Here is a 20,105-nt window from a genome sequence, read left to right as displayed (position 1 = left end):
TGCTCACCACGGTCACGTGGCTGGGGGCGGCGGGCGTGGAGCTGAACCCGAAGCGGGCGGGCGGGTCGACGGGCCGCAGGTCGCCGAGGTCGGTGCCGTCCCACCGCAGCCGAGCGGCGCGGACCCCGCGAGCCCGCAGTCGACGTGGGCGGGGCCGCGCAGCGGGCGCGGCGTGATGAGCAGGTCCGCGCCGTCGTCCCCGGCAGGCTCGACCGACACCCCCAGCGCCCGCAGCGCCCGGACCATGAGCTCGGAGTCCCGCGAGTGCAGCGGCCGGACGAGCTCGGTGGGGCCGGACGCGAGCGCGGCGAGGACGAGGTAGCGGTTGGTCAGCGACTTCGAGCCGGGCACGTCGACGACGGCGTCCAGGGGCTCGGTGGCGGTGGGAGCGGGCCAGGCGGCCGTGGACAGGGTCATACCGCGCCAGCGTAGTCAGTCGGAGTAACGGTCCTTCACGTGGGCCTTGGCCTGGCGCAGCTCGGAGCGGTGCTCGCGCGCGTTGCTCACGCGCCAGCCCCAGGAGGGCTTGCCGGCGAGGTCGGCGGCCGCGAGGAGCAGGCCGCCGCCGAGGCTCAGGCCCCTGACCAGACCGCTGAGGTACTGCTTGCGCTGCTGCCCGCCGTGCGCGGCCCAGACGGGGTTGTTGACCACCGTCATGGGGACGTTGAGCAGCGCCAGGGTGAGCGCGGCGCTGCGCGGACGGCGGCCGGTGGCGAGCATGAGGCCGGAGACGGCGGAGACGGCGCCGCTGACGCGGGCGAGCCTCTTCGGGTCCGCGTACAGCGCCTGGGGGGACGCCTGCTCGCTCGAGCGCGGGGGTGATCTTCCGGAACCTCTCCGCGTGCGCCTCGGGATGGATGACGGCGTCGACCCCGTCCGTGACGAACGTGGCGGCGAGCATCGGGCGCGCGAGCAGGCGAAGGAGGTTCATGCCACATTGCTACCGCACAACCGCTCCGACGGCGAGCGCTTCGGCGGTCGCGCGGGCCCGCGGACGCAAATCCCGGGGCGGGTGCCCGGAATGCGCGGCACGGGTCCTCGGTTGTACCTCGCATGACCAGCCCGTCCCTCGTCCTGCACGCGCCCGCGCCTCCTCCTGCGGCGGTGGCGGCCACCGGGGGCTGGGCACCTGAAGCGGGGCTAGGCTCGTCGATGATGACCGAGACGAACGAGGGGAACCTCGACCGCACGCCCGACGGCGAGTCCGACGCCGATCGGGCGACGCGCTTCGAGCAGGAGGCGCTGCCGTACCTCGACCAGCTCTACGGCGCGGCGATGCGCATGACGCGTAACCCCACGGACGCCGAGGACCTCGTCCAGGAGACGTTCGCGAAGGCGTTCGCGTCCTTCCACCAGTACCGGCCGGGGACCAACCTCAAGGCCTGGCTGTACCGGATCCTGACGAACACGTTCATCAACTCGTACCGCAAGAAGCAGCGCGAGCCGCAGCAGTCCGACGCCGAGCAGGTCGAGGACTGGCAGATCCACCGGGCCGCGTCCCACACCTCCACCGGGCTGCGCTCCGCCGAGGCGGAGGCAATGGATCTCCTGCCCGACTCGGAGATCAAGGACGCCATGAACGAGCTGCCCGAGGACTTCCGTATCGCGGTGTACCTCGCCGACGTCGAGGGCTTCGCGTACAAGGAGATCGCCGAGATCATGGGCACCCCGATCGGGACGGTGATGTCGCGGCTGCACCGCGGGCGGCGGCAGCTGAGGGAGCTCCTGGTCGACCACGCACGCGCGATGGGAATCCGGACGGAGGCCAAGGCATGAGCGAGGACGCCGCGAACCTCACCGAACGGGCCGAGCAGGCCGTTCGTCGGCGGGCGGGGGGACGTGCGACCCCCTGCAGCTGCGACGAGCTCCTCGAGCATCTCTTCGAGTTCCTCGACTCCGAGCTCGACGACGACCAGCAGGCCCGCTTCCGCAGGCACGCCGAGGAGTGCCCGACGTGCACCGAGGCCACCGACGCGGAGCAGCACATCCGTGCGCTCGTGCGGCGCTCGTGCGCCGAGGTCGCCCCGAGCTCGCTGCGGGTGCGCGTGCAGTCGCAGCTGACCGTCCTCCGGGTCAACGGGATCCGGACGGTCGACTGAGGCCCCGGGTGCCCACGCCGTGAGCTCCGCCGTCCCCGCCAGGATCGTCCGGGCGGTGGACGCGCTCGGCCTCGCCGGCGGTGAGCGGGTGCTGGAGATCGGGTGCGGGAACGGCGCCGCCGCTCAGCTCGTGCTCGACCGGCACCCGGACGTGACGTACGTCGCCGTCGACCGGTCCGCGGTCGCCGTCGCGCGGACCGCCGAACGCAACGCCGCCGCGGCCAGGGCGGGACGGCTGCGGGTCGTCCGCAGCCCAGTGGAACGCCTCGCCGAGGAGCTCTCGGGCCCGTTCGACCTCGCCTTCGCCGTCAACGTCAACGTCTTCTGGACCTCGGTGGCGACCGGGCCCGCGCAGGTTCTCGCCGACCTCCTGGTCCCCGGCGGGGCGATCTGGCTCTTCTACGACGGCCCGGACGGCGCAGGCGCCCGCCGCACGGTCGCTCCCGTGCTGCGCTCGCTCGCGGTGCCGGCACTCCGCGCGCACGAGGCAGACGTTCCCGTGCCGGCGGCTGTGCGCGCCGTCCGCGGGTGAGCAGGGTTGCGCGCGGGAGGGCGGCGATGTGTGGGACGATGTGGTGCTGAAATCCGCCCTCGGGCAGCAACAGATCGGGAGAGAACCATGAGCAAGCGCGGTCGCAAGCGCCGGTCCCGCAAGGGCAGCGCCGCCAACCACGGCAAGCGCCCCAACGCCTGAGCCGTGGGCGGGCGATCGCCCGCCCGGCTCGACGGGCCGGTCACCGCGCGCGGTGACCGGCCCGTCGCCGTCTGCACGACCAGCGCGCCACCGCACGCCCCTCTGTCTGCACGGCCGCCCGGTCTGGACGGCCGCCCGCCGCCTCCCGCGGCTAGGGTGTGCGCCATGCGCTGCGCCTTCGTCCGGAACCAGGACGCCGAGGACCCGCTCGCAGGGCTCGAGATCGGCGAGCTCGACGTCGAGCCGCCCGCCGGCTGGGTGGCGGTGACGGTGCGCGCGGCGTCGCTCAACCACCACGACCTCTGGTCGTTGCGCGGCGTCGGCCTTCCGGCGGACCGGCTGCCCATGATCCTCGGTACCGACGCCGCCGGCGTCCTCGACGACGGCACCGAGGTCGTGGTGCACTCCGTCATCCCGAGCGAGGGCTGGCACGGGGAGGAGACCCTCGACCCGCGCCGCACCCTCCTCTCCGAGCTCCATCCGGGCACGCTCGCCGAGCGCGTCTGGGTGCCCGCACGCAACGCCGTTCCCAAGGATCCCTCGCTGAGCTGGGCCGAGGCCGCGTGCCTGCCGACCGCCTACCTCACCGCCTACCGGATGCTCTTCGACGCCGCCGCTCTGCGACCCGGCCAGACGGTGCTCGTCCAGGGCGCCGGGGGGAGGGGTGGCGACGGCGGCGATCCTCCTCGCACGGGCCGCGGGCCTACGGGTCTGGTGCACCTCCCGCACAGAGGCCAAGCGTTCGCGTGCGCTCGAGCTCGGCGCCCACGAGGCCTTCGAGACCGGGGCCCGTCTGCCCCAGCAGGTCGACGCGGTGGTGGAGACCGTCGGCGAGGCCACCTGGGCCCACTCCCTCAGGGCGCTGCGACCGGGCGGGACGGTGGCGGTCGCCGGCGCCACGTCCGGTTCCATGCCGCCCGCCGACCTGAACCGGGTGTTCTTCCGCTCCCTGCGCATCGCGGGGACCACCATGGGCACGCGCGAGCAGCTCGTCACGGTGCAGCAGATGCTCGTCGCCGCCGGCGTCGGCCCGCTCGTCGACTCCGTCGTCCCGCTCGACGGCGTCGGGGAGGCCCTGGCCCGGATGGGCGCGGGCGACGTCGTCGGGAAGATCGTGGTCGAGCCCCGGTCCTAGGCCGGTGCCGGACGCGTAGGGTCGGGGCATGGCAACCCGGTCCTGGATCGTCCCGAACCCCTCCCAGCACGACGTCGAGGGCGTGGCCCGCCTCCGCGTGCAGCTCGTGGCCGGCTTGGTCACGGTGGTCGGTCACGACGCGACCGGCGTGCGGGTCGACGTCGCCGAGGTCGACGGCAACCCGCTCGAGCTCACGGTCGAGGGCGACCGGCTCACGATCGGCTACCCGTTCCTCGGCTGGGACGGCTGGGTGAAGCGGCTGCGCTCCTACCGTTCCACGGACACCGCCCGCCTGACGGTGCATGTTCCCCGCGCCACCGCCGTCACGGTCGCGACCGCCCTCGCCGGCGCCTCGGTCGCCGACCTCGCCGAGGACGTCTCCCTCACCACCGCCAGCGGTCAGCTGCGCGTGACCGGGTGCCGCGGCGCGGTGTCGCTGAGGTCGGCCTCGGGCGGGGTGGACGTCTCCGGGCACGACGGCCCCGTGCGGGTCAGCACGGCGGCCGGCCGCACCACGGTCACGGGCGACCTGCCGCGGGTGGAGGCCACGACCGTGGCGGGGGCGGTCGACGTCGCCACCTCGGCGCGAACGTCGATGGTCGACCTCTCCACCGTCTCGGGGGCGCTCAAGGTGTCCCTCCCCACCGGCACGGGGGTGTCGCTGACCGCGCGGACCGTCGCCGGGGCGGTGCGGGTCGACGGCGTCGACCGCCGGTCCCCGGGCCTCGGTGCGACCACCGTGGAGGAGCGAACCGCGGAGGGGATCTGCTTCCTCAGCACCCGGTCCGTCTCCGGCAACCTCGACGTCGTGCGGGCCGCCGTGCTCCCCGGGGCCCCGCGGTGACCGACGACCGGCGGATCGCCCCGGTCGAGGGGATCGCGGACGACACCGTCGCCGGCTTCCGGGCGCAGGTGGCGCAGGCCGCCCGTGACCGTGCCGGCAGCGTCGGCGAGCAGGCGGTTGACGCCTGCGGCGACGGCGTCGCTGCTGCCCGCCGTCCACAGCCGGCGCAGCGCGGGGCGCAGGTCGCGCACCGCCTGCAGCTCGGCTTCGTCGTGGGCGCGCGACCCGGTGAACTCCCAGCGCGTCACGAACGCGTCGAGATCGGCCGGGGTCACGAGCCGGTCCTCGCGGACTCCCCGCGTGTTGACCAGCGCCGCAGCGGTGCTGAGCGCGACCTCGGTGTCGCGGGCGAAGACCATCTTGACCCCTGTCCTCGGCGAACCTACTGTAATGAGCGTAACAAAGTTTGGTCCTGACAGGGGTGCCCTGGCTCGCCGCAGCGGCGAGGCTCCGCCGCGGACGGCGGGACGACGGGGCGCTCCCGGCCGCCGGCTGCGGTTCGTGAGGGCCCGAGGAGGGTGGGTGACCGTGGACGAGACGACCGTGCGGCGCGCGAGCGGCCTGTGGCTCGCGCTGGTCTCCGCGGCCGCGTTCGGCACCTCGGGCTCGCTCGCGAAGTCGCTGCTCGAGACGGGGTGGACCCCGGGGGCCGCGGTGATCACCCGCATCGGCGGTGCCGCGCTCGTCCTCGCTGTCCCGGCCGCTCTCGCCCTGCGGGGCCGCTGGCACCTCCTCCGCCGGCACGCCGGCACGATCGGCGCGTACGGGCTCGTGGCGATGGCCGCCTGCCAGCTCTTCTACTTCAACGCGGTGACCACCCTGTCGGTGGGGGTCGCGCTCCTGCTCGAGTACCTCGGGCCGGTGCTGGTCGTGGGCTGGCTGTGGCTGCGGCACGGCCGCCGTCCCCGACGCTTCACCGTGCTCGGCATCGTGCTGTCCCTCGCCGGCCTCGTACTCGTCCTCGACGTCACCGGGGGCCTGCGCGTGGACCCGGGCGGGGTTCTGTGGGGCCTCGGGGCCGCCGTCGGCCTCGCCGTCTACTTCGTCCTCTCCGCTCACGAGACCTCCGGGCTGCCGCCGATCGTGATGGCCGCGGGCGGGATGGTGGTGGCGACGGCCGCCCTCGCCCTGGCCGGGCTCACCGGCGTCATGCCGCTCGCCTGGTCGACGGCGGACGTGCGCCTGGCGGGCACCGCGCTGCCCTGGGTCGCCCCCCGTGCTGATGCTGGTCGTCGTCGCCGCGGCGCTCGCCTACGCGCTCGGCATCGCCGGCACGCGGCGGCTCGGCTCGACCGTGGCGGCGTTCGTGGGGCTCTCGGAGGTCCTCTTCTCGGTGCTCTTCGCGTGGCTGCTCATCGGCGAGCTGCCGCTGCCGGTCCAGCTCCTCGGCGGGGTGCTCATCGTCGGCGGCGTCGTCGCGGTCCGGTACGACGAGCTGCGCCCGGCCAAGCTGGCGACTCTCGCGTTCCCGTCGCCGAGGTCGCCGAGGTCGCCGAGAGAGCCTGAGGACGCGGCGGGGCGAAGCGGCGGGCCGGCCTACCAGGCCGGCACGAGCTGGATGCGCTCGCTGCGGATCGCACGGAGGAAGAGCGGGTCCTGCAGCAGCCGCAACTCCCACATCCGCTTGCGCCCCTCCGCCCGGTCGAGCAGGCCGGCGGCCGCCGCGGGGGCGGGATGGACGATCAGCTCCGAGACCCCGTCGGGCAGCGAGCGCAGCTGGCTGAGCACGTTGCGGCGCAGCTGCGCGTAGCCGGTGAGCAGCCGGCCGGGCAGCCACGCCCCGATGATCGACTCGGGCAGGCGCACCCCGTAGGCCCCGGCGGCGGCGACCGCCTCGTCGTAACGACGGCGCAGGGGACCACGGACCGTGACGTCCAGCAGGCGGGGGAGCCGGCGCGGCAGGCGGAAACCGAGCGAGTTCTCCGCGCAGAACCGCAGCGCGGTGTCCATGAGCGGCCCGCCCCGGTGGCTGTACAGGACGCCGGAGTGGGAGTCGAGGGCGCCGGGCCGCAGGCCCGCGTCGGTCATCCAGGACAGCTGCGCCTCCATCTCGAGGCCGACGTCGTGCGGGCTCGCGGCGCCCTGCGAGCGTGCGAGCTCGACGTGGAAGAGTCCGTGGCGGTCGGTCAGCGACGGGACGTCGGCGGCGAGCGGGCGCCACGGCCGCAGCTCGCGGGGGCTGGTGAGCGTCACGTGCAGCCGGGGGGTCCGGCAGGCCGGCGGCGCGCATTCGGCCGACCGCGTCGCCGGCGCCGGGCGCGACCGTCATGAGCGTCGACGAGGTGACCGTGCCGCGCTCCATCAGTTCCACGATCGCCTCGTTGGTGGCCGTGCCGAGACCGAGGTCGTCGGCGGTCACCACGAGCTGTCGGGTCATTCGAGGATGCTCCGTCCGAAGGTGATGATCGACGGTAGTCCCAAGTGGTGCCCGGCGCGAACAGGACGGGGGAGACCGTGATCGGTCCCACCGCTCAGCGGGAGTCGGGCACCCCGTACGGCAGCCGGGCGATCCGTGCCGATTCGGCCTCGTCGCGCTGGCGCGCCCGGAGCCCCACGGCGTACTCGCGGTCGCGCCGGGAGACCAGGACGGCGGCGAGGAACCGCTCCGGATGCGTGCCCCACGGCGGCGGCGGGGCGACGAACGGCTCGACCTGGGCCGCCAGGGACGTGCCCATCTGCGCGCGCGCCTGCGGCGTCATCGTGCCGGTGCGGCCCAGGAAGCGCCTCGCCGCGAGGCCGACGCCGTCGGGCAGGGCCCGGATGTCGGCGGACGCCGCCCACGCCTGAAGCTCCGGCGGCATCACGAGCGGCGGCTCGCGGCGCTCGCCGCCGCGCACGCGCACGGCGTAGGTGCCGGCCAGCAGGTCGCCGAGCCGCTTGCCGCGGCGGTTCACCGCGGCCGAGGTGATCGCGACGGCGCCGGCGGTGAGCCACAGCTCTCCGATGCCGACGAGCGCGCGGGCCAGCGAGTGGCGGAACCGCACGGGTCCGCCGTCGTCGCGGACCACGCGGATGCCGGTGGCGACCTTTCCGAGCGAGCGCCCGCGCGTGAGCGTCTCCACGGTCGTGGGGGCGAGCACCTGGACGAGGGCGAACACGCTGACCTGCACCACGCCCAGCTGCGCCGAGTTCAGCGTCCCGAGGAGCCGGCTCGCGGCGAGGACGAGGAGCACCGCCCCGAGCGCGTAGACCGCCGCGTCGAGGACGGCGCCGAGCACCCGGACGCCCACGGACGCGGGCCGGATCTCCAGCGCCACCGCCTCGCCGGTGACGACGAGGTCCTCCTGCAGGCGGGCGCGCGCCAGCGCGGCCTCGGGGCCGGACCTGCGCGCGCTCACGTGTGGCAGGGTACCGGTGTGGATGTCGACGCCTTCGCCGCGGTGCACGAACCGGAGTGGCGCCGGCTCGAGCAGCTCAGCAGGCAGCGCCGGCTCACCGGCCCCGAGGCCGACGAGCTCGTCCGCCTCTACCAGGCCACCGCCGGGCACCTGTCCGCCGTGCGCACCTCGGCCCCCCGACCCCCATCTCGTCGGCCGGCTCTCCGCCGTGCTGGGGCAGGCACGCGGCCGGGTGGCCGGCGCGCACGAGCTGCGCCTCGCCGACGTCTCCCGGTTCTTCGTCCTCACGCTCCCGGCCGCGTTCTACCGCGTGCGGTGGTGGACGGTGGCCGTGATGGCGGCCTGGGTGTCCCTCGCCGTCGTCGTCGGTGCCCATGCCGCCGGCACCCCCGCGGTCCTGGCGTCCCTCGGCTCGCCGAGCCAGCTCGAGAACTACGCGCAGGAGGCCTTCGCGGCCTACTACTCCGACTACCCGGCGCCGGACTTCGCCGCACAGGTCTGGACCAACAACGCGTGGATCGCGGCGCAGTGCATCGGGCTCGGGATCACGGGCGTCTTCCCCGTGTACGTGCTCGCCGTCAACGCCGTCGGCGTGGGTCAGGCCGGGGCCATCATGTCCGTGTACGGGGACCTGGGGGTCTTCTTCGGCCTGATCCTGCCGCACGGCTTCATGGAGCTGACGGCCGTCTTCATCGCGGGCGGGACCGGGCTGAAGCTGTTCTGGACGGCCGTGGCGCCGGGCGGGCGCACCCGGGCGCGGGCGCTCGCGCAGGAGGGTCGCTCGCTGGTCACCGTCGCCGTGGGGCTGGTGCTCGTCCTCGCCGTCTCGGGGCTCGTCGAGGGGTTCGTCACCCCGTCGGCGCTGCCCGGCTGGCTCAAGCTCGTCATCGGCGCGCTCGTCCTGGCGGGGTACTGGACCTACACGATCGTGCTGGGCCGCCGCGCCGTCGCCGCGGGGGAGACCGGGGACCTCGAGGAGGACCTCGCCGGCCACACCCTCGCCCAGGCCGGCTGACCGGGCCCGCCCGACGGCGGGGTCGACCGGGCCGGCCGACCGGCCCGCCGAACTGGTGTCCGCCTCCGGCCGGCGCGCCGACGGCCGGCGCCCGCCCCACCTGGCCGGTGCTCCTCGGCTACACCCTGGCCCTGCAGCTCGCGCTGTGGACCTCCCTCGTCGGGCCCGTGCTCCACGGTGGAGCCGACTTCGCCGGGGGCGTGATCGCTGCCGCGAAGATCGCGCTGGCGTGCGGGTACCTGCTCCTGCTCTACGCCGCCGCGGCACCCCGGCTGCGGGCCGGGGACCACCGGATCCTCGACGTCTGGGCCGCCACCGCCACCGCGGCCGCCCTGGTGGGCGTCGGCGCCAGCGCCCTGTACGCCGCGGGCGTGGACCTCGGCCTGTCCTACTTCTGGAGGGCCTCGGGCACGTTCGAGGACCCCAACGCGTTCAGCGTCTACCTGCTGCTCTCCCTCGGCGTCGTCATCGCCGCCCAGCGCCTGCGCACCGGGCGGCCCTGGTCCTGGCAGGTCGTCGTCATCGTCGTCGCCGTCCTGCTCTCCGGCTCGCGGGCGGCCCTGGCCGCGATGGCGCTGGCCGCCGTCGTCACCGTGCTGCTCACCCTCGGCACCCGGGCGGGGGTCGCGTTCCGGCGCCTCGCCGCCGTCACCGCGGTCCTCGGCGTCGTCGCCGTGGTGGTGCTGCCCGACCAGTGGGTCGGGGACGTGCTGGCCCGCGCCACGAGCGTCTTCACCCCCCGACGACGGCGCCGCGCCGGACGCGCGCTACGAGCTGTGGTCCGTGGCGCTGCAGCAGTGGGCCGGCAGCCCCGTGCTCGGCGTCGGCGCCGGGCAGTACATCCCGGTGGCCCAGCAGATGGTCGGGCCCCAGATGGACACGGTCCCGCACAGCACGTACCTGGGCTTCCTCGCCCAGACCGGCGTGGTGGGGCTGGCGGTGTTCCTGCTCGTGCCCGCGCTCGTGGTCGCCCGGACGCTGCGTGCGGCCCACGCGGGCGACGCGGGAGCGCCGTACCTGCTCTTCTCGGTGCTCTGCCTGCTGGTGCAGGCGGCCACGCTCAGCCTCGAGAACACCCGGCCCATGTGGGCGTTCCTCGGCCTGGTCCTGGCGATGTACGACCCGCTCCGGGGCGGCCCCGTCGAGACGCCCCAACTCGCCACCCCGCACGGGCGTGGTCTGCCACACTCGAGTCCCGCCCGAAGGGGGCTGCGATGGAGCTGAACGGAATTCTGCGCGTGCTGCGCAAGCGGTGGGTCAGCGTGCTCGCCACGCTGGGGGTGGCGCTGCTGCTCGCCGTGGCCGTCACGGCGCTGATGCCCGCCCGGTACACGGCGACGGCGAAGATGTTCTTCTCCGCCCGCTCCGGCCAGTCGATCACCGAGCTGAACGAGGGCACCACGTTCGCGGCGAGCCAGATGAGCTCGCTGGCGGACATCGCCACCTCGCCGCTCGTGCTCGACCCGGTGGCGGAAGACCTCGGCCTCGACGTCACCGCCGAGGAGCTGGCCGAGACGGTGCACGTCACCGTTCCGGAGGGGACGGCGATCCTGCAGATCTCGGCCACGGCGCCGACGGCGCAGGGCGCCGCCGACGTCGCCAACGCCGTTGCCGGGGAGCTCTCCGACGCCGCGGACGGGCTGTTCCCCGTCGCGGCCGACGGCGGCGAGGCGGTACGCGCGACGATCCACACCCCGGGCGCGGTGCCGGTGAGGCCCTCGGTGCCGAACCCGGCGGTGAACCTCGTCCTCGGTGTGGTGCTGGGTCTCCTGGTCGGCGTCGGCGTCGCGGCCCTGCGCGAGGCGCGTGACACGCGCGTGCGCGGGGAGCGCGACCTCGCCGAGGTCACGGACGCCACGGTGCTGGCCCGGCTCGCCTCGTCGACGAGGGCGAGGACGTCGTGTTCATGCAGTCCGACCCGCGGGGCCAGCGCGCCGAGGCGGTGCGCGCCCTGCGGACCAACCTGCACTTCCTCACCGCGACGGGCTCGACGCGCACGATCGTCGTCACCTCCGCCACCGCCGGAGAGGGCAAGACGACGACGGCGGTCAACCTTGCCGTCGCCCTGGCGGACACCGGGACCTCGGTGCTCCTCGTCGACGCCGACATGCGTCGCCCCGCCGTCTGGCGCACCCTCGGGATCGAGGGGCGGGCCGGGCTGTCCACGCTGCTCATCGGCCAGGCGACCCTGGACGACCTCGCCCAGCGCTGGGGCGACCGGCCGCTGGACGTGCTGCCCGCCGGACGGGTGCCCCCGAACCCGAGCGAGCTGCTCTCCTCGGCGGCGATGGCCGACCTGCTGGCCGAGGCCGCGGGCCGCTACGACGTCGTCGTCGTCGACAGCCCCCCCGGTCCTGGCGGTCACCGACGCCGCCGTCCTGAGCACGATCGCGGGCGGGACGCTGATGGTCGTGGCCACCGGCCGGCACCGCAAGACCGAGCTGCGAGAGGCGCTCGGCCGCCTCGAGCACGTCGGTGCCCGGGTGCTGGGGCTGGTGCTCAACCGGGCGAGCGTGGGCAGGGAGGACACCCGCCGGTACGAGGAGTACGTCGAGGACGGTCCGCACGGGCCCGGCGCCGACTCCCGTCCGGCTGAACCTGGCGCGCCAACCCGCGCCGTTGCGCTCGTACAGGCGCCCGTCCGCCGTCGCGACGACGATGGACCGGTCGCCGCGGCCGGCCGTGAGGGAGACGGCCCCCTCCACCACCGGCAGCCGGGTCGCCGGCCCGCCGAGCGGCAGCTGGTGGACGCTCGGCACCGGCTCGGCGGCGGTGGTGCCGAGCACGGCCACCATGCTCTCCTCCACCCAGGCCACGTCGACGGCGTCCGTGAGCCGGCTGCCGAACCGTACGGGCTCGGCAAGGCTTCGGGGCGTCCCGTCCGGGCCGCGCACCACCGCGGCGACGTCCAGCACCGCGTTGCCCGCGCTCTCCCAGATCACCACGACGCGTGCCCCCTCGCGGGAGACCCGCAGTGCGCGCACCGTCCCCTTCTGCAGCCACGGGGCGTCGACCTCGGCGGTCTCGCCGTTGGCGCGCACCGCGCGCAGCGTGCCGTCCGTGCGCGCCGAGGTGGTCCACACCCACCCCTGGCGGTCCGTCGAGGGCGCAACGAGGCCGGTGCCTTCCAGGAGGACGGACGGCTGCCCCTGGGCCGGGGCGCTCACGAGCCGGTCGGGCCCGTCGAGCACCACCGTGGTGGGCGCGTTCTGCTCGTACCCGAGAGCCGGGTCGCGCGGGGTCAGGCCGGCGAGCTGTCCGCCGGCCCGCGGGACGACGTCACCGCCGACGACGTCCGCGAGCGCGCCGTCGCTGACCACGGCGAGCGGGCTGGAGATGTAGGGGTAGGCCGACAGGTCGGGGACCGGCTCCTCGAGCTCGTAGGGCGCGCCCGCCGCGGTGACCTCCACGTCCTGGACCTCCGGCACCTGGTCCAGGGTGCGGTCCAGCTGCGCGTACAGCAGCGAGCGGTCCTCCGCCGCCAGGGAGTCGGCGGACAGGTCCACGCGCGCCGTCCCCTCGGAGACCTGCACGGACTCCACGGTCATGCGTGTGCCCACGGGCACCATGGTGACCACCCCGGGGGGCGAGCCAGCTGGAGGGGCCGCCGAGCAGCGCCCGCACCAGGGAGCTCGCCAGGTCCTGCTGGGGGAACCAGCGCACCTCCGGCACGAGGGCGCTGCGGTCGGGCGTGAGGAAGTACAGGGCGCTCTGGGTGTAGACCGACTGAAAGTTCGGCGCCGGCAGCAGCACGCCGTCGTCGAGCTCGATGATGCGCCACTCGCCGTCGCCGTTGCGGGCCAGGGTGAAGTCGGCGTCGATCGTCGTGCCGGTGGGCGCCTCCGTGTAGCGGCCGGCGGCGTCGAGCGAGGCCTCTCCGGTCACGCTGAGCCGGACCCCGCCGTCGTCCGCCCGGGTGAGCTGGGGCGCGGGTGCGTCCGAGTAGATCCGGACCTGCTCGAGCGGCTGCCACGTCTCGACGGCGGGGCCGGCGAGGAACTCGCGGGCGACCCGGAACTCGTCGGAGTATCCCGCCCACGAGGCGGTGAGGAACCCGTCGACGATCTCCTCCGGGGACGCCCCGGCCTGCGGCCCGCTGGCGAAGAACCCGATCCCCTGCGGCGCCGGCAGGTCGGGGTCGGAGGCCGTCACCGGCCCGGACCTGGGCAGGGCCGCGCAGCCGGCGAGGGCGAGGGCCAGCACGACCAGCGCCAGGTGCCGCCGTCGTCCTCGTCCACGCCGGCCGGCCCGTGGCCGTCGTCGAGCCGGCCGCCGTCCGCGAGGTGCCCTACGAGCAGCGGCCCCTGACGCCCGTGACCGCCGTCGCCCGGCCCCTCTCGCCGCAGCAGGTCGTGTCGGCCCTGAGCGGGCCGCAGGCGGTGACCGCGGTGAGCGTCGCGCAGCACCACGGGCCCGTCGTCGTCCTCCACGACGGCGTCACCGTCCTCGGTGTGGTCGAGGTCGCCGCGGTGGCCCGGGCCCTGCAGGCGCGCCGCCCGTAGACTCGCCCGTCGTGACCAGCGAGCCGGACCTCCAGCCCACCACCAGCCCCGACGGCGAACTCGAGGGCGCCCCGGCGCGCGGCGAGAGCGCGTCCGACCTGCCCGGCCCCGCACGCCGCCGCGGACCGCTGCGCGCGGGGGAGCGCGTCCAGCTGACCGACACCAAGGGCCGGCTCTACACGGTGCTGCTCACCGTCGACGGCTACTTCCAGTCCCAGCGCGGCTCGTTCCGGCACACCGAGCTGATCGGCCGGCCCGAGGGCACCGTGCTGACCACCGCCACCGGGCACCAGCTGCTCGCGCTGCGCCCGCTGCTGAGCGACTACGTGCTCTCCATGCCGCGCGGCGCCGCCGTCGTGTATCCCAAGGACGCCGGGCAGATCGTCCAGATGGGCGACATCTTCCCCGGCGCCACCGTCGTCGAGGCCGGCGTCGGCTCCGGCGCGCTGAGCATGAGCCTGCTCTCCGCGGTCGGGGAGCGTGGCCACCTCATCTCCGTCGAGCGTCGCGACGACTTCGCCGACATCGCCATCGGCAACGTCGAGTCCTGGTTCGGCGGCCCCCACCCCGCCTGGGAGGTCCGCACCGGCGACCTCGCCGACGTCCTTCCCGACGCCGCGGAGCCGGGCTCGGTGGACCGCATGGTGCTGGACATGCTGGCCCCCTGGGAGAACCTCGGCGTCGCGGCGGAGGCGCTGGTCCCCGGCGGCGTGCTGACCGCGTACGTCGCCACCACGACGCAGCTGAGCCGGTTCGTCGAGGACGTGCGCGCCACGGAGCAGTTCACCGAGCCGCAGGCGTGGGAGTCCATGGTGCGGACGTGGCACGTCGAGGGCCTCGCGGTACGCCCGGACCACCGGATGATCGGGCACACCGGCTTCCTCGTCACCACCCGCCGCCTCGCGCCCGGGCACGTGCCGCCGCAGCGCACCCGCCGCCCGGCCAAGGGCGCCTACACGCCCGACGGCGAGTGGAGCCCGGCCGACGTGGGCGAGCGGGCGATCTCCGACAAGAAGATCCGGCGCGTGCGCCGCGACATCCACCGCCGCGCCGAGATCGAGCAGACGGGCATGGCGTCGCAACCGGGGCCGCAGCCCGGGTCGACGACGCAGCCCGGGTCGACGACGCGGCCCGGGTCGACGGCGCAGCCGCCGGCCGCCACGCCGGACGAGGCCTGACGCTAGGCGCGCGCCACCCGCACGAGCACCACGAACGCCAGGAGCGCCGCGACCGTCAGCGCGGGGTGCTGCTTCGCGACCCCGACGAACGCCGCCACAGCGGTCCCGACGGCCTCGATCGGCCGCGCGCCGCTCGGAACCTCCTCGACGTAGGTCCCAGGTGCGTGCGCGCCGCGCCGGCTCTCCGACCTCGTTGTCCCAGCCATGTCGTCCTCCGATCACCCGTCAGGCGGAACTTCCGTCAGGCTCACCCGCACAGACGTTCCGCACAACGGTCCCAGGCGGGTGCCGGCGCAGGCAACGGGAGGCCCGCACAAATCGCGTCGCGCGGTGCCCGGTAGCGCCGTCAGGTGGACCGTGCCCTCGCCGCGTCGGTGCCACCGCCTAGGCTGGACGGGTCGATCGTCGAAGGGACCGTCATGGCAGAGGCCGACCGCTTCAGCGAGGCCCGTGCGCGCGAGCTCGAGCAGCAGGCCATCTCGCTCGCCGGCAAGAACGAGCGGCTGGCGCAGGCGCTCGACGCCGCCCGCCAGCGTCTCGTGCAGCTCCAGGAGCAGCTCGACTCCGTCTCGAGGCCCCCGGGCTCGTACGGCACCTTCCTCGCCGCCCACCTCGACGAGCGCGAGGCCGACGTGTTCGTCGCCGGCCGCAAGATGCGCCTGGCCGTCTCCGCCGCCGTTCCGCTCGGCGCACTGCGCCCCGGGCAGGAGGTGCGGCTGAACGAGCAGCTGCTCGTCATCGGCGCCGGCACGTACGAGGTCACGGGCGAGATCGTCACCGTCAAGGAGGTCCTCGACGGCGACCGCGTGCTGGTCCTCGCCCGCTCCGACGACGAGCGCGTCATGCGGATGGCCGGCCCGCTGCTCACCTCCGGCGTGCGCGTGGGCGACGCGCTGACGGCGGACATGCGCACCGGTTTCGTCAGCGAGCGCGTCGTGCGCTCCGAGGTCGAGGAGCTGCTGCTGGAGGAGGTGCCGGACACCGAGTACTCGGACATCGGCGGTCTGGGCCCGCAGATCGAGCAGATCCGCGACACTGTCGAGCTGCCGTTCCTCCACCCCGACCTCTACCGCGAGCACGGTCTGAAGCCCCCCAAGGGCGTGCTGCTCTACGGTCCGCCCGGGTGCGGCAAGACGCTCATCGCCAAGGCCGTGGCCACCTCGCTGGCGGCGACGGCGGAGCAGACGCGCATCGAGCGGGGCGAGCAGCCGGCCGGGCGGTCGGAGGGTCCGCGCAGCTACTTCCTCAACATCAAGGGACCGGAGCTGCTCAACAAGTACGTCGGCGAGACCGAGCGGCAGGTCCGGGTCATCTTCGCCCGCGCCCGCGAGAAGGCCGCCCGCGGCATCCCCGTGGTCATCTTCTTCGACGAGATGGAGTCCCTGTTCCGCACCCGCGGCACCGGGGTGAGCTCCGACGTCGAGACCACCGTCGTCCCGCAGCTGCTCAGCGAGATCGACGGCGTGGAGAAGCTCGAGAACGTCATCGTCATCGGCGCCTCCAACCGCGAGGACATGATCGACCCGGCGATCCTGCGGCCCGGCCGCCTGGACGTGAAGATCAAGATCGAGCGGCCCGACGCCGAGGGCGCCCGGGAGATCTTCGCCAAGTACCTCACCCCCGACCTGCCGCTGCACGAGGACGAGCTCGCCCGCCACGGCGGCGACCCGGCGGCCACCGTCGAGGCGATGATCGGCACGGTCGTCGAGTCGCTGTACGCCACGACCGCGGAGACCGAGTTCCTCGAGGTCACCTACGCGAGCGGCGACAAGGAGGTCCTGCACTTCAAGGACTTCGCCTCCGGCGCCATGATCGCCAACATCGTCGACCGCGCGAAGAAGCGGGCCATCAAGGACCTGCTCGCCACCGGCGGCCGTGGCCTGCGCACCGGGCACCTGCTCGGCGCGCTGTCCGCGGAGATGCGTGAGAACGAGGACCTGCCCAACACCACCAACCCCGACGACTGGGCACGAGTGAGCGGCAAGAAGGGCGAGCGCATCACCTACCTGCGCACCCTCGCCCACGGCGAGGGCCTCGCCCCCAGGGGCCCCGCCGCGCGCGTCGGCCACCACTCGACCACGCCGACCGCCCTCGCGGGCACCGCGGGGCCGGAGGAGGGCGACGGCGGGGCCGGGTCGCGCCGTCGAGCAGCCAGGTGAACGCGGCCCGGACCCCGTCCGCCGTCGGGTCCGTGCGGAGCATGGCGTGGAGGTCCTGGGCGAGCGGTGCGTGCAGCCCCGCGAGGAGCTCGGCGGCCCGGCGGGGCGCGCGGAAGCCGCACATCGCCCGGAAGGTGGTCAGGGCGAAGACGAGCTCGGGCTTGTGGTTGGGGTCCCGGTAGCTGCGGGTCGGGTCGTCCAGCGCGATGCCGGCGGCGGACTCGGCGGCGAAGCGTTCCCGCGCGCGCTCGACGCTGGGGTGGACCTGGAGCGAGAGCGGCCTCGCGGGCGCGATGAGCTTGAGCAGGAACGGCAGCTCCGGCCCGAAGCGGGAGACGACGTCCTCGCCGAGCGCGCCGACCGGGTCCGCGGCGATGTGGGTGCGCAGGTCCGGGCCGGTGTCCCCGAAGACCGCGTCCAGGCGCGCCGGCGCGTCGGGGTGGGCGCCGAACCACAGCTCGGCCACGGGAGCGCCCGTGGGCTGCCGGCCCAGCAGGGTGGGGATGGCGTCGGGGGACCCCCAGGCGTAGTCGCGCTCGACGCCGACGATCCGCTGCACGCGTCCCTCCCTCCTCGTCGTCCCGGCATCATATGGACCGCGGATGACAGATACGTGCCGATCGACGGTGCGCGGCCCCCGATGTCCCGCGTGAGTTCCGTCTCGTCCGCTCCGGCGGCCCCGTTGCCCGCACCAGTCGTCGAGAGCGTCATTGTGCTCGTCCGGGCGGGCGCTAGGGGTCCGTTCGGCCCCGGACGGGCAGGTTCACGTGCCGGGCGTCGGGCGTTCACCCCGCCGTCGCCTCCGGTCCCTAGCGTCAGCCCCGGACGCCTGACGCACCGCCGGGCGCACGAGAAGGGGGATCAGGACCGATGAAGCGAAGCATCTCGGTGGCAGGCGTGAGCCTGCTCGCCGCACTGACGCCAGCAGCTGCAGCCGCCGCCACCGTGGATGAGCCCGCCGCCGAGCCGGTCCCCGTACAGCTGCTGTCGATCACCGACCTGCACGGGTACTTCGGTGACTACACCACCACGGTCCCGGGCTCGCGCACGGGCGAAGCCGCCGAGACCGTCGGCGGCGGTGCCTACCTGACCACCCACGTCCGGCAGCTCCAGGAGGGCCAGGAAAACTCGATCCTGTTCTCCGCCGGCGACGACTTCTCCGGGTGGCCCGACAGCACCGAGTGGTTCTGGAACGAGCCCACCATCGAGTACCTGAACCACCTCGGGCTGGACTTCTCCACCGTCGGCAACCACGAGCTCGACCGGAACTTCACGTACCTCGAGCATATGACGGACGGCACCTGTGCCGGACGTCCGGACGACGACCTCTGCTTCCCCGACTCGACGGGCCACACCTTCAGCGGCGCCGACTTCCCGTACTACAGCGCGAACGTCGTCGACGAGAGCACGGGGAAAGCCGGCCCTGCCGCCGTACCACGTGCGCCAGATCGACGACGGCGCCGGCGGCACGATCCCGGTCGGCTTCGTCCACGCCACGTTCGAGGGGTCGCTGCGCGAAGGCATGTCCTACACGCCGAGCGGCTACCACGCCGAGGACGAGGCCGACGCGGTCAACAGGTACACAGAGGAGCTGCGGGCGCAGGGCGTCGAGACGGTGGTCGCCGTCGTGCACGAGGGGTTCACCCAGCAGGCCGGCTCGGGGCGTAACGACTGCCGCAACCCCTCGGGCCCGGTGGTCGACGACCTCAACGCGCGCATCAGCCCGGAGGTCGACGCCATCGTCACGGGCCACTGGCACGGCATCGTGAACTGCGTGCTGGAGGACCCGGCCGGCGAGCCGCGGCCCGTCGTCCAGGGCGGCAACCACGGACGGCTGGTCAGCGAGATCAACCTCTTCATCGACCCCGACACCGGCGACGTGCTACGTGACCGGACCGTCTCGACGCTCCACGCCAACACCCAGGACGTCGAGCCCGACGCCGGCACGCTCGCCATCGCGGACCACTGGGAGCAGATGGCGGCGGAGCGCGGCGCGACCAAGGTCGCGGAGGTGAGCGCCGACCTCCCGCGCTCGGCGGGGGACGTGGCGGAGTCCCCGCTGGCCAACCTCACCGCCGACGCCTTCCTGGCGGCCGCACGGACCGACGTCGGCGCCGATCTGGGCCTGGTGCTTCCGGGCACCGTCCTGCGCGACGTGAGCTACGCGCCGTCGTCGCACCCGGCCGACGCTCCGGGGACGGTGCTCTTCGGCGAGGTCGTCGTCGGCACCGTCGTCGACAGCGGGATCGGGCACGGCGTCGTCAGCGGTGACCTGACCGGGCGTGACCTGGACGCGCTGCTCGAGAGCCAGTGGCAGCAGGCGGCGACCGGAGCGGTGACCCACAAGCACCTCGCCGTATCCGGCAACGTGCGCTACACGTACGACCTGGACAGGCCGGTGGGGAGCCGGATCGACCCGGGCGACGTGCGCATCGACGGCAGGCCTCTCAGGCCGAACGCGACGTACCGCGTCGCGTCGACCTCCGGAGCGTTCCTGCAGCCCGGCACCTCGCAGTTCGCCGACATGACGCACGCCGCCGGCCAGGAGCGCAGCCTGTTCAACGCCAACGACGCGCTGTGGCACCACATGGCCGACGGGTCGCCCGTCGCGCCCCCGGCGACGGACAGGTCGCAGGCCCGCCACTGACCGGGGCGCCCCGCCTGGCAGCGCGACGCTGCGGGACGACGAGGTCCTGCCCGGAGGCGGGCAGGGCCTCGGTCAAACCCGACGGATCGGGCGCCATCGGCGCGGGCGCCGGCAGGGCCCGGTGCTCGACGAGGCGCTGGGGCCGGTTGTCAGCGTGGGCGCCACGCCTCGTCGTAGGCGGGGTGGTCGTCGTAGACGGCGGCCAGCTCGCGCACGGTGGGGCACGGGTAGCCGGCCGTGGTGTCGGCGACGTTGCCGCACGTCAGGCAGCCGTGGAACCCCCAGATGTCGGAGAGTCCCTGGTGCAGCTCCAGGATGGCGCGCTTGGCGCCCAGCTCCGCCCGACGGCGGCGCAGCGCGACCGGGTCGGCCGGCCGGGTCGCCGGTCCCGGGCCGTGGGGCTCGTCCAGGGTCCTCGCGTCGCGGAGCAGCGCCTCCTCGTCCTCGGCGAGACGGGCACGCAGGAACTCGGTGACGTCCATCCCACCGATGGT

Annotated in this window: 19 protein-coding genes and 9 pseudogenes; 17 read left to right on the top strand and 11 right to left on the bottom strand. The window is 74.5% G+C overall.

Annotation, left to right across the window (positions count from 1 at the left end; all coding sequences use genetic code 11):
- Positions 1-12: 12 nt before the first annotated feature.
- Together DA06_RS15160 and DA06_RS15155 are read right to left on the bottom strand one after the other, a co-directional pair.
- The gene (locus DA06_RS15160; RefSeq protein ID WP_418605386.1) at positions 13-417 is read right to left on the bottom strand and encodes a hypothetical protein; all 405 of its coding nucleotides are present in this window, start codon (positions 415-417) and stop codon (positions 13-15) included.
- A 15-nt stretch (positions 418-432) separates the two neighbouring features.
- Positions 433-720 (bottom strand): hypothetical protein, encoded by a 288-nt coding sequence (locus DA06_RS15155; RefSeq protein WP_418605385.1) that lies wholly within the window; start codon positions 718-720, stop codon positions 433-435.
- Positions 721-1,053: 333 nt separating this feature from the next.
- On the opposite strand from DA06_RS15155, the gene DA06_RS15150 reads away from it, so the two are divergent.
- The 9 genes and pseudogenes from DA06_RS15150 to DA06_RS15110 all read left to right on the top strand — a co-directional run.
- Complete coding sequence (locus DA06_RS15150) at positions 1,054-1,776, top strand: sigma-70 family RNA polymerase sigma factor (protein ID WP_418605384.1); 723 nt, start codon at positions 1,054-1,056, stop codon at positions 1,774-1,776.
- Positions 1,773-2,099, top strand: a complete 327-nt coding sequence (gene rsrA / locus DA06_RS15145) for a mycothiol system anti-sigma-R factor (protein WP_052436807.1) — start codon at positions 1,773-1,775, stop codon at positions 2,097-2,099. The genes DA06_RS15150 and rsrA overlap by 4 nt, the downstream gene beginning before the upstream one ends.
- Before the next feature lie 19 nt (positions 2,100-2,118).
- Positions 2,119-2,631 (top strand): class I SAM-dependent methyltransferase, encoded by a 513-nt coding sequence (locus tag DA06_RS15140; RefSeq protein WP_052436806.1) that lies wholly within the window; start codon positions 2,119-2,121, stop codon positions 2,629-2,631.
- A gap of 87 nt (positions 2,632-2,718) precedes the next feature.
- A complete protein-coding gene (locus tag DA06_RS15135; protein WP_156968370.1) occupies positions 2,719-2,793 on the top strand; it encodes a 50S ribosomal protein bL37 in 75 nt (24 codons plus the stop codon).
- Between the two features lie 165 nt (positions 2,794-2,958).
- Positions 2,959-3,928: pseudogene (locus tag DA06_RS15130) on the top strand (zinc-binding dehydrogenase).
- Between the two features lie 28 nt (positions 3,929-3,956).
- Positions 3,957-4,772 carry a DUF4097 family beta strand repeat-containing protein gene (locus DA06_RS15125; RefSeq protein WP_043501564.1) on the top strand — a complete coding sequence of 272 codons (816 nt, stop codon included), beginning with the start codon at positions 3,957-3,959 and terminating at the stop codon, positions 4,770-4,772.
- A complete protein-coding gene (locus DA06_RS15120; RefSeq protein WP_418605383.1) occupies positions 4,769-5,188 on the top strand; it encodes a hypothetical protein in 420 nt (139 codons plus the stop codon). Before DA06_RS15125 ends, DA06_RS15120 begins: the two co-directional genes overlap by 4 nt.
- Positions 5,163-5,675, top strand: a pseudogene (locus DA06_RS15115) (EamA family transporter); the annotation flags it as partial. The gene DA06_RS15120 and the pseudogene DA06_RS15115, both read left to right, overlap by 26 nt.
- 319 nt (positions 5,676-5,994) lie before the next feature.
- Positions 5,995-6,135: pseudogene (locus tag DA06_RS15110) on the top strand (EamA/RhaT family transporter); the annotation flags it as partial.
- Between the two features lie 173 nt (positions 6,136-6,308).
- Here DA06_RS15110 and DA06_RS15105 read toward each other — a convergent pair.
- The 3 genes and pseudogenes from DA06_RS15105 to DA06_RS15095 all read right to left on the bottom strand — a co-directional run bounded on the left by DA06_RS15105 (position 6,309) and on the right by DA06_RS15095 (position 8,260).
- Positions 6,309-6,965: a ChbG/HpnK family deacetylase gene (locus DA06_RS15105; protein WP_043501556.1), complete on the bottom strand. Its 657-nt coding sequence runs from the start codon at positions 6,963-6,965 to the stop codon at positions 6,309-6,311.
- A 40-nt stretch (positions 6,966-7,005) separates the two neighbouring features.
- A pseudogene (locus tag DA06_RS15100) lies at positions 7,006-7,149 on the bottom strand (ChbG/HpnK family deacetylase); the annotation flags it as partial.
- A 94-nt stretch (positions 7,150-7,243) separates the two neighbouring features.
- Complete coding sequence (locus tag DA06_RS15095) at positions 7,244-8,260, bottom strand: RDD family protein (RefSeq protein ID WP_418605381.1); 1,017 nt, start codon at positions 8,258-8,260, stop codon at positions 7,244-7,246.
- Between DA06_RS15095 and DA06_RS15090 the strand changes: the two are divergent.
- A pseudogene (locus DA06_RS15090) lies at positions 8,153-9,125 on the top strand (stage II sporulation protein M). The gene DA06_RS15095 and the pseudogene DA06_RS15090 sit on opposite strands and share 108 nt — an antisense overlap.
- Positions 9,126-9,564: 439 nt before the next feature.
- Here the strand turns inward: DA06_RS15090 and DA06_RS15085 are convergent.
- The gene (locus DA06_RS15085) at positions 9,565-9,861 is read right to left on the bottom strand and encodes a hypothetical protein (protein WP_043501551.1); all 297 of its coding nucleotides are present in this window, start codon (positions 9,859-9,861) and stop codon (positions 9,565-9,567) included.
- Between the two features lie 35 nt (positions 9,862-9,896).
- Here DA06_RS15085 and DA06_RS15080 point away from each other — a divergent pair.
- The 3 pseudogenes from DA06_RS15080 to DA06_RS15070 form a co-directional block, all read left to right on the top strand.
- Positions 9,897-10,349, top strand: a pseudogene (locus DA06_RS15080) (O-antigen ligase family protein); the annotation flags it as partial.
- Positions 10,340-10,546: pseudogene (locus DA06_RS15075) on the top strand (Wzz/FepE/Etk N-terminal domain-containing protein); the annotation flags it as partial. The pseudogenes DA06_RS15080 and DA06_RS15075, both read left to right, overlap by 10 nt.
- 485 nt (positions 10,547-11,031) lie before the next feature.
- Positions 11,032-11,415, top strand: a pseudogene (locus tag DA06_RS15070) (CpsD/CapB family tyrosine-protein kinase); the annotation flags it as partial.
- Here the strand turns inward: DA06_RS15070 and DA06_RS15065 are convergent.
- Entirely contained in the window at positions 11,297-12,673 is a 1,377-nt protein-coding gene (locus DA06_RS15065; RefSeq protein ID WP_418605380.1) for an LpqB family beta-propeller domain-containing protein, read from the bottom strand. The pseudogene DA06_RS15070 and the gene DA06_RS15065 sit on opposite strands and share 119 nt — an antisense overlap.
- A gap of 702 nt (positions 12,674-13,375) precedes the next feature.
- On the opposite strand from DA06_RS15065, the gene DA06_RS15060 reads away from it, so the two are divergent.
- Positions 13,376-13,627 carry a hypothetical protein gene (locus DA06_RS15060; RefSeq protein WP_418605378.1) on the top strand — a complete coding sequence of 84 codons (252 nt, stop codon included), beginning with the start codon at positions 13,376-13,378 and terminating at the stop codon, positions 13,625-13,627.
- An 11-nt stretch (positions 13,628-13,638) separates the two neighbouring features.
- Positions 13,639-14,805, top strand: a complete 1,167-nt coding sequence (locus tag DA06_RS15055; protein WP_418605376.1) for a tRNA (adenine-N1)-methyltransferase — start codon at positions 13,639-13,641, stop codon at positions 14,803-14,805.
- 2 nt (positions 14,806-14,807) lie between these two features.
- Here DA06_RS15055 and DA06_RS15050 read toward each other — a convergent pair whose 3' ends face one another.
- Positions 14,808-15,011 carry a hypothetical protein gene (locus DA06_RS15050; protein WP_043501530.1) on the bottom strand — a complete coding sequence of 68 codons (204 nt, stop codon included), beginning with the start codon at positions 15,009-15,011 and terminating at the stop codon, positions 14,808-14,810.
- Positions 15,012-15,224: 213 nt separating this feature from the next.
- On the opposite strand from DA06_RS15050, the gene arc reads away from it, so the two are divergent.
- A complete protein-coding gene (gene arc, locus DA06_RS15045; RefSeq protein WP_418605375.1) occupies positions 15,225-16,964 on the top strand; it encodes a proteasome ATPase in 1,740 nt (579 codons plus the stop codon).
- Between the two features lie 121 nt (positions 16,965-17,085).
- Here the strand turns inward: arc and DA06_RS15040 are convergent.
- Together DA06_RS15040 and DA06_RS15035 are read right to left on the bottom strand one after the other, a co-directional pair.
- A pseudogene (locus DA06_RS15040) lies at positions 17,086-17,523 on the bottom strand (type I phosphomannose isomerase catalytic subunit); the annotation flags it as partial.
- 523 nt (positions 17,524-18,046) lie between these two features.
- Positions 18,047-18,205, bottom strand: coding sequence for a hypothetical protein (locus DA06_RS15035; RefSeq protein ID WP_418605374.1), 159 nt, complete (start codon positions 18,203-18,205; stop codon positions 18,047-18,049).
- Positions 18,206-18,402: 197 nt separating this feature from the next.
- Between DA06_RS15035 and DA06_RS15030 the strand changes: the two genes are divergently transcribed.
- Positions 18,403-19,611, top strand: a complete 1,209-nt coding sequence (locus DA06_RS15030) for a bifunctional metallophosphatase/5'-nucleotidase (protein WP_052436802.1) — start codon at positions 18,403-18,405, stop codon at positions 19,609-19,611.
- A gap of 149 nt (positions 19,612-19,760) precedes the next feature.
- Here the strand turns inward: DA06_RS15030 and DA06_RS15025 are convergent, their stop codons facing one another.
- Positions 19,761-20,093 (bottom strand): DUF6221 family protein, encoded by a 333-nt coding sequence (locus DA06_RS15025; protein WP_052436801.1) that lies wholly within the window; start codon positions 20,091-20,093, stop codon positions 19,761-19,763.
- Positions 20,094-20,105 lie beyond the last annotated feature (12 nt).

The sequence above is a fragment of the Georgenia sp. SUBG003 genome (assembly GCF_000715355.2).
Lineage (GTDB): Bacteria > Actinomycetota > Actinomycetes > Actinomycetales > Actinomycetaceae > Georgenia.
Note: the sequence above shows the minus strand (reverse complement) of the source record. Positions and strands in the feature narration are given on the sequence as shown.